The organism is Endozoicomonas sp. (assembly GCF_031844845.1).
In the GTDB taxonomy this organism is placed as follows: domain Bacteria; phylum Pseudomonadota; class Gammaproteobacteria; order Pseudomonadales; family Endozoicomonadaceae; genus Endozoicomonas.
Window position 1 is genome coordinate 21,401 of the sequence record NZ_JAVRMB020000358.1, and the last position, 7,369, is coordinate 28,769.

A 7,369-nucleotide genomic window follows, 5' to 3' on the forward strand; every position below is an offset into this window, starting at 1 on the left:
CTACTTAATGATTACTCGCAGTAAAATAGGACAGGGTGCAGTATGCAGCCAGAATAATCAGGAGATGCCTGTTAAGAATGCTTTAGAGCCTGGTATTGGGGCAGCTCCGTATCTTATTTCAGGGAAAAGGGTAGAAGCACCAAGTGGTGGCTGTATAAGAAAAAGAAAGGCTGATCGGATTGAAGGTGTTGGCCTTTTTGATACAAAGCTAAAGAAAATGACTAAAAAAGCCCCTGGTGAAAGTATTATCCCAAAAATAGCTCATGTAATCTGGTTAAGTGGGGAAAGCGCTGGCTCTGCTCCCAGTGAACGAATGTTAAATATCATTTCCTTATCTAAACAGTTAAATGCTGAGGGGTGGTACGTTAAGCTCTGGACGAATAAATCAATGGTTATCGAAAGGGCTCTGTCAGGTGTTGGACTTTCCGGTGATAGTCTGTATAGAGGTCTCCAGCTTGAAACGGGTACGGAGTTCAAATGCCGGACGGCCGGTGGAAAAGGGATCGAAATCTGTAGTGATAAAAACCTGTTTGGTGTATTGGAGAGTGTTAATCAGAAAAGCTATAAAAATCTCTGTAATTATGAAGAGTCTCGTAGTTTTAAAGAGGCCTGTCATTATGCAGAGGCCTTTAATAAATATGATTTGCCTTTATTATGGGCGCCGAAACAAGCATTCAATGATCAATCAGAACATAATAAAGAAAGAAGTGTTGTCTTTAATCACTCCTCAGGGAGTCCTGACTCAGGATTTACAGAGGATGAATGTCGCTCATCAGCTAGTGGCCTGGAAAATACGTGCCATTTTTCGAAAGTTTCCACCGGAAATAAATTAACAGGTTCAAACCCATTCAAAAGAAGCCTGCTGGATCACTATTTGTTACATGGTGTTGGGAAATTCAACTATTCAGCAAAGAGCGATTATTTGAGAATGGCGGCGTTATTAAAATATGGGGGTGTTTATATTGACTCTGATACTGAAGCCAGTTCAGTTAAAGATCCGGCATTCAGGAAAAATAAAATTCGTTTTCACACACTATCTGCCAGGCATGGAATCCTCCTTGGTAAAGGTTGGGATACAGACTTTAGTGGGGATTTAATAGCGGCAAAGCCCGATGCCTGGCAAGTCAGGCATATGCTTATGGATCAATTCTACTGGTCAAACCAGCTTGATCAATTACCTTATGTTCTATGGGTGCGCAATCAAAAGGTTGGATGGTGTTTAAGAACGATTCAAATCACGGAAAAAGGCCTGAAAGTCAATCCAAAGGAAAAAGAGGTTGGTCCTTATGTGCCGCCCGGAGTGGGGAGCAAAGAACGGTTAACGCTGCGTGATGCTTCACGCTATAAGAAGTGTTTCTATAAAAGCATTCGTCACTCATCACCAGCTCTGCAAAAAGGTCCGGATTTTGATTGCCCGGTTTTACGAATTTATGAAGAAAAGCATAGCCTTCGTTATCTGTTGACTATTCACAGCCCGGGGCCAATGACTGTGTATAGGATGGTTGATTCTTACTACCGGAATAAGAAATGTCAAATTGCGTTTGATAATATGACGGAATCCCATGCTTTCGGGATAAAAGACTTAAAGGGCAGGACTGTATTAAGTGTTACGAAGTGGGGAGAGTTAAGTCGGGTGGCTACGGTTTCCTGGGATCAGCCTGATGTGCGCCCCGTTAAGAGTTTTGAAGACGGTGAGGTTCTGCATCTCATTTTATCCCTTCCTGATAGAAAATCTTACGGTTTGTAAATCAGGCCTTCTCAGCGCTGGTAAAAACCAAAAAAATAATTCCGGATTGTAAACTCTCTGTTAAAGTTTGGGGTATAGATTTTATGCGGCAGAAAAGGAAAAAGAATGAAGCTTGCAATTATCAGCGGCAGTCATCGTCTTGATTCTCAGAGTGCGCGAATCAGTCGAGCATTGGCCGATCGGGTTAATGAACTCTCATTGTTTGATTCTGTGGAGATACTTTCCCTTGCTGGAAACCCTCTTCCTCTCTGGGATGAGTCCATCTGGTCAGGAGATGCAGAGTGGAAGGCAAGGCTGGCACCCTGGAAGCAGAAGTTGAAGAAAGCGGATGCGTTGATTGTCGTGGCCCCGGAGTGGAATGGTATGGTGCCATCGGGGCTTAAGAACTTTTTCCTGCTGTTTGGTACTGCTGAGCTGGGGCATAAGCCGGCTCTGATTACTGCGATATCTGCCGGCCAGGGCGGTTCATACCCGGTGGTTGAGTTAAGAACAAGTAGCTATAAGAACAGCCGGATCTGTTATTTGCCAGACCATCTGATTGTTCGCCATGTTGGGCAGGTGTTAACTGGAGATGATCCTGAGGGGGATCAGCATCTTTGGGAGAGGGCTGACTATTGTCTCAATCTGCTGAAGGAGTATTCAGCAGGATTAAAGCTGGTCAGAGAGAGTGGGGTTGTAGATCACAAGACATTCCGAAATGGAATGTAAAGATAAGAAATAAAAAAACTCCAGCATTTGCTGGAGTTTTTTTATTGGGGGGTGTTACAGGAAGAGGCTGAAGATCATGGCAACCACAGCACCCGTGGTACCGATGATGGTTTCCATTACGGTCCAGGTTTGCAGGGTCTGCTTCTCGGTCAGGCCGAGGTAGCGATTTGCCAGCCAGAAGCCTGAGTCGTTAACGTGTGACAGTACGATTGAACCACCACCAATAGCGACGGTTACGGCAGCCAGCTGGGCACCGGACAGAGCCAGAGGCTCTAGCATTGGCAGGATAAGGCCACAGGCTGTCAGCATGGCTACGGTGGCAGAACCCTGAATAACACGAACGGCTGCTGCCAGGATAAAGGCCAGGATAACGATCGGCAGGCCAGTACCTGCCAGCATGTTGCCCAGGGCCAGACCAACGCCAGAATCCACCAGGACCTGTTTGAATACACCACCGGCACCGGTTACCAGAATGATAACGCCGGCAGGCTGCAGGGCTGATCCGCAGATATTCATGACTTCATCTTTGGTGTAACCGCGCTTGATGCCCAGCAGGTAGCAGGCAGCAAGACAGGCGACCATGATGGCTGTAAATGGGTGGCCGATAAAGGTCAGCCAGCCATGAATCGTAGAGCCGGTTTCGACAAAGCGTGAGCCGATAGTTTGCAGGCCAATCATTAATAGCGGCAGAATAATCAGGGAAAAAGCCAGGCCGAAAGAAGGTAGAGTGCCGGTGCGATTCTTGAATTCTTCGCTGGCCACTGCGTGAGCGGGCAGTGGCACGTCTACGATTTTACTGATGAACGAGCCAAACATGGGGCCGGCAAGGATCATGGCCGGAATAGAAGCCGTCAGGCCGATCAGAATCATCCAGCCGAAGTCTGCGCCCAGTTGGGAGGCCACCAGAATCGGACCCGGAGCAGGGATCAGGAATGCCTGACAGGTTGCAATGCCCGCCAGCAGGGCAATACCCATCTTAACAACACTTTCCTTACAACACTTTCCTTACAACACTTTCCTTGCTCTTTCTGACGATCGCAAAAACGACACCGATCAACAGTACGACGGCTACGTCAAAGAACAGTGGCAATGCACAGATGAAGCCGGTAATGGTAATTGCCCAGTTTGCTTTCTCATTACCGAATCGAGAAAGCAATGTCTGGGCGATGCGATCCAGGGCGCCTGTGGTTTCCATCACCTTTCCGAACATGGCACCCAGTGCTACTACAACGGCGACAAAGCCCAGTGTCCCCCCCATGCCTTTCTGGATGGTGGCTGCTATATCAGCTGGATTCATGCCGGTGGCGATACCGGCAATCATGGATACCAGGATCAGTGCTACGACAGCGTGCAGTCTGGCCTTCATGACCAGAAAGAGAAGCAGCAGGATGGAGCAGGATGGAGCCGGCTGCGGTGTATATCAGAGAAAGGTCCGACATGATTGATTCGTCTCAAAAGATTTAAAAACTTTTCATAGTTCAATGTTACGGGTAACATGTTACCCGTAACATGCTGTTAGAAGAAGTTTATTCTTTGTATTTTTTCGATAACTATTGATCGAGATCAAAAAAGTGAGTGGCAATACATTTGTAATAATGGGTGTGTCCGGTTCTGGCAAGTCCACTGTAGGTGAGTCAATCAGCCGGGCTATAAGTGCAAAGTTTATTGATGGTGATGATCTTCATCCCAGAGCTAATATAGAAAAGATGGCAGGTGGTCATCCACTGAACGACGATGATCGTCAGCCATGACTGGAAAGAATTCGTGATGTCTGCTTCAGTGTGCAGGCAAAAAATGAAACGGGTGTTGTAGTCTGTTCTGCTCTGAAAAAGAAATACCGGGATATTATCCGTGAGGGTAATGATCAGGTTCATTTTATCTTCCTTGATGGCAGTTATGATCTGATCCTGGAAAGAATGAAGGCCCGGAAGGGGCACTTCATGAAAGAGACTATGCTGCAGAGTCAGTTCAACACGCTTGAAGTACCCGGCGCTGATGAAAGTGGTGTGGCTCGTGTCGATATCTCCAGTGATATTGATGAAGTTGTAGCCATGGCCATCGAAGCTTCTGCCGGTTTTAGCAGAGAGGTTACGGCATGAACCCTATCGTACTTGAGGTTACAAAAAAAATTGCGGAGCGCAGTGCGGCGCTTCGTCAGAACTACCTTGATCGTATGGAGCATCAAGCCAGTACTGGCAAAATTCGCAAGTCCCTGAGCGGTGGTAATCTTGCTCATGCTGTTGCGGCCTGTGGCTCTCAGCAAAAAGATAATATTCTCAATTTTACCCGTGTCAATGTGGCCATCATCTCAGCCTATAACGATATGCTGAGTGCCCATCAGCCGTATCAGGACTACCCGTTTACCATCAAGGAAACGCTGGCTCGACAGGGGCACAGTGCCCAGGTGGCAGGTTGTGTGCCAGCTATGTGCGACGGTGTGACCCAGGGGCAGCCGGGCATGGATATGTCTCTGTACTCCCGGGATATTATTGCCCAGAGCGTAGCGATCAGTCTTAGCCATAACACATTTGATGCAACCCTGTTGCTGGGTGTTTGTGACAAAATCGCACCGGGTCAACTTATTGGTGCGTTGTCGTTTGGTCATCTGCCTACAGCCTTTGTTCCCTCTGGTCCGATGCCAACCGGGATTTCCAATGATGAAAAGGTAAAGGTTCGGCAGCAGCATGTTGCTGGTGAGGTCGGTAAAGATGCACTGCTGGCCATGGAGTGTAATGCTTACCATGCGCCGGGTACCTGCACGTTCTATGGTACGGCCAATACCAATCAGCTGGTATTTGAAGCCATGGGCCTTATGTTGCCTGGCTCTGCGTTTATTCCACCGGGAACTGAATTGCGCGATGCTCTGACGTGTGAAATTGCCGGAGATATCGCCAGTAAGATTCACGGTGCTCCTGCTTACCGTCCGCTTTATAAGGTTCTGGATGAGCGCGCTCTGGTGAATGGTCTGGTGGCCTTGCTGGCCTCTGGTGGCAGTACCAACCACTCTATTCATATGATTGCTATAGCCCGGGCGGCTGGTTTCATTCTGACCTGGGATGACTTTGATGACCTTTCACAGGTTGTGCCGCTATTGACCCGTGTCTATCCAAATGGTCCGGCTGATATCAATCAGTTTCACGCTGCGGGTGGGGTTCCTGCCCTGTTGTCTGCTCTGGCTGAGCGTGGCTTGTTGTATATGGATGCAATGCCTTGCTATGGGACAATGGACGACTACTTGAAGATGCCGGAACTGGAAAATGGGCAGCTGGTTTGGAAGTCAGTCTCCGGAACGCGTAACCCGGAAGTGATTGCTGACTCTGAACAGGTGTTTGCTGTCACTGGTGGTTTGAAAGTCCTGTCCGGTAACCTGGGGCGCGCCGTAATCAAGGTGAGTGCCGTCGCTGAAGAGCATTTTTCGACGACAGCACCTGCTTTGGTCTTCAATTCCCAGTATGAAGTGGAAGCTGCCTATAAGGCTGGCAAATTAAATCAGGACGCTGTGATTGTTGTTCGCTTCAACGGTCCTGCTGCCAATGGTATGCCAGAGCTTCATATGTTGATGCCAATTCTGGGTAATTTGCAGAAAGCGGGCTTTAAAATAGCCTTGTTGACTGATGGTCGTCTCTCGGGTGCATCCGGAAAGGTGCCGGCAGCGATTCATGTCACCCCGGAAGCTCTGATGGGTGGGCCTCTGGCTTATCTGCAGGATGGTGATCAGTTAACGGTTAACGCGATTACTGGTGAAATTGCGGTGCATGCTGATCTTTCTACCCGTGAAGCGCATCGCCCTGATCTGTCGGATCTGCACCATGGATATGGTCGAGAATTATTCAATGGTTGTCGCCAATCGGTTTCCAGCGCGGAAGAAGGTGCATCCATCCTGTTTGGTCGAGGTATTAAATGAGTCAGTGGGCAATTCAACCAGCAGCGGTGTTTGCTGCATCCCCAATCGTTCCTGTTATGGTGATTGACCATATAGAGGATGCTGTACCCATGGCTCAGGCATTGAGTGAGGGTGGTATCAAGGTCTTTGAAATCACCCTGCGTACTAATGCAGCGCTGGATGCGATTCGTCAGATTGCAGAAGCAATGCCTGATGCGATGGTGGGGGCTGGAACGGTCATTAACGCATCCCAGTACGATGCCGCGGTAGCTGCGGGTGCAAAATTTGTGATTTCGCCGGGAATGACGCCCGAGCTTCTGGCTCATGCCAGCCAGTGTTCAGCGCCATTGATTCCTGGTTGTGCAACGCCTTCTGAAGTTATGCAGGCGCTATCCCATGGTTATGATCACCTTAAATTTTTCCCTGCAGAAATAAACGGCGGTGTTAAGGCGCTTAAGGCTATTTCTGCACCACTGCCGCAGATTCGTTTCTGCCCGACCGGTGGGATTGGGCCTGATAATATCAAGGATTATCTGGCGCTGGGTTGCGTGGCAACGATTGGAGGCTCCTGGATGTTGCCTGCGGATGTGGTTGCTGCTCGTAACTGGTTGGAGGTCTCCCGTCTGGCTGCGGAAGCGGTTGTCCTGGTTTCCTGATTTTGCAGAAAAAACAGCACGCATATTCTTTGCAACGTGTGTGCTGTTCTCATTCCGTTGCTATTAAATGCTCTCACCTTCATACAAGGTGAACCCAAGATCGACTACGGATTCTTTGGGTGGTGAACCAGCCAGTTTTTCCAGAAGCATGGTTGCTGCACGACTGCCAATCTCCCATCTGGGGGTTTCGATACTGGCCAGTTTGGGGGTAATGGATTGTCCAATATCCAGCGCATTGAACCCTGCCACGGCCATTTGATTCGGTACAGAAATTCCCCGTCGCTGACATTCCATAATTGCACCAATTGCCAGATCATCATTACAACAAAAAACGCCATCCAGCTCAGGGTGATTATCCAGAGCTTCTGCCATCAA

General features: G+C 48.6%; 9 protein-coding genes. 6 read left to right on the forward strand and 3 right to left on the reverse strand.

Annotation, left to right across the window (positions count from 1 at the left end; genetic code table 11):
- The first annotated feature begins 7 nt into the window (after nucleotides 1–7).
- Complete coding sequence (locus RM811_RS19890; RefSeq protein WP_402527618.1) at nucleotides 8–1,747, forward strand: glycosyltransferase; 1,740 nt, start codon at nucleotides 8–10, stop codon at nucleotides 1,745–1,747.
- Nucleotides 1,748–1,852: 105 nt separating this feature from the next.
- Nucleotides 1,853–2,455 (forward strand): NADPH-dependent FMN reductase, encoded by a 603-nt coding sequence (locus RM811_RS19895; RefSeq protein WP_402527619.1) that lies wholly within the window; start codon nucleotides 1,853–1,855, stop codon nucleotides 2,453–2,455.
- A gap of 54 nt (nucleotides 2,456–2,509) precedes the next feature.
- On the opposite strand, the gene RM811_RS19900 is transcribed toward RM811_RS19895, so the two are convergent.
- Nucleotides 2,510–3,430, reverse strand: coding sequence for a gluconate:H+ symporter (locus RM811_RS19900; protein WP_402527621.1), 921 nt, complete (start codon nucleotides 3,428–3,430; stop codon nucleotides 2,510–2,512).
- A gap of 16 nt (nucleotides 3,431–3,446) precedes the next feature.
- Nucleotides 3,447–3,821 carry an SLC13 family permease gene (locus RM811_RS19905; protein ID WP_402527622.1) on the reverse strand — a complete coding sequence of 125 codons (375 nt, stop codon included), beginning with the start codon at nucleotides 3,819–3,821 and terminating at the stop codon, nucleotides 3,447–3,449.
- Between the two features lie 205 nt (nucleotides 3,822–4,026).
- Here RM811_RS19905 and RM811_RS19910 point away from each other — a divergent pair, with 205 nt between their 5' ends.
- The 4 genes from RM811_RS19910 to RM811_RS19925 are packed head-to-tail and all read left to right on the forward strand — an operon-like array spanning nucleotide 4,027 to nucleotide 6,994.
- Nucleotides 4,027–4,206 carry a shikimate kinase gene (locus RM811_RS19910; RefSeq protein WP_402527623.1) on the forward strand — a complete coding sequence of 60 codons (180 nt, stop codon included), beginning with the start codon at nucleotides 4,027–4,029 and terminating at the stop codon, nucleotides 4,204–4,206.
- A gap of 9 nt (nucleotides 4,207–4,215) precedes the next feature.
- Nucleotides 4,216–4,554 (forward strand): gluconokinase, encoded by a 339-nt coding sequence (locus RM811_RS19915; protein ID WP_402527629.1) that lies wholly within the window; start codon nucleotides 4,216–4,218, stop codon nucleotides 4,552–4,554.
- Nucleotides 4,551–6,359, forward strand: a complete 1,809-nt coding sequence (gene edd, locus RM811_RS19920) for a phosphogluconate dehydratase (RefSeq protein WP_402527624.1) — start codon at nucleotides 4,551–4,553, stop codon at nucleotides 6,357–6,359. The genes RM811_RS19915 and edd overlap by 4 nt, the downstream gene beginning before the upstream one ends.
- Nucleotides 6,356–6,994 carry a bifunctional 4-hydroxy-2-oxoglutarate aldolase/2-dehydro-3-deoxy-phosphogluconate aldolase gene (locus RM811_RS19925; protein WP_402527625.1) on the forward strand — a complete coding sequence of 213 codons (639 nt, stop codon included), beginning with the start codon at nucleotides 6,356–6,358 and terminating at the stop codon, nucleotides 6,992–6,994. Before edd ends, RM811_RS19925 begins: the two co-directional genes overlap by 4 nt.
- A gap of 63 nt (nucleotides 6,995–7,057) precedes the next feature.
- Here RM811_RS19925 and RM811_RS19930 read toward each other — a convergent pair.
- On the reverse strand, nucleotides 7,058–7,369 hold a 312-nt coding region (locus tag RM811_RS19930), incomplete at its 5' end, for a substrate-binding domain-containing protein (protein ID WP_402527626.1).

Coding starts and splice junctions, on each gene's coding strand:
- RM811_RS19890 (WP_402527618.1), top strand. CDS start 8: ATGATTACTCGCAGTAAAATAGGACAGGGTGCAGTATGCAGCCAGAAT.
- RM811_RS19895 (WP_402527619.1), top strand. CDS start 1,853: ATGAAGCTTGCAATTATCAGCGGCAGTCATCGTCTTGATTCTCAGAGT.
- RM811_RS19900 (WP_402527621.1), bottom strand. CDS start 3,430: ATGGGTATTGCCCTGCTGGCGGGCATTGCAACCTGTCAGGCATTCCTG.
- RM811_RS19905 (WP_402527622.1), bottom strand. CDS start 3,821: ATGAAGGCCAGACTGCACGCTGTCGTAGCACTGATCCTGGTATCCATG.
- edd (WP_402527624.1), top strand. CDS start 4,551: ATGAACCCTATCGTACTTGAGGTTACAAAAAAAATTGCGGAGCGCAGT.
- RM811_RS19925 (WP_402527625.1), top strand. CDS start 6,356: ATGAGTCAGTGGGCAATTCAACCAGCAGCGGTGTTTGCTGCATCCCCA.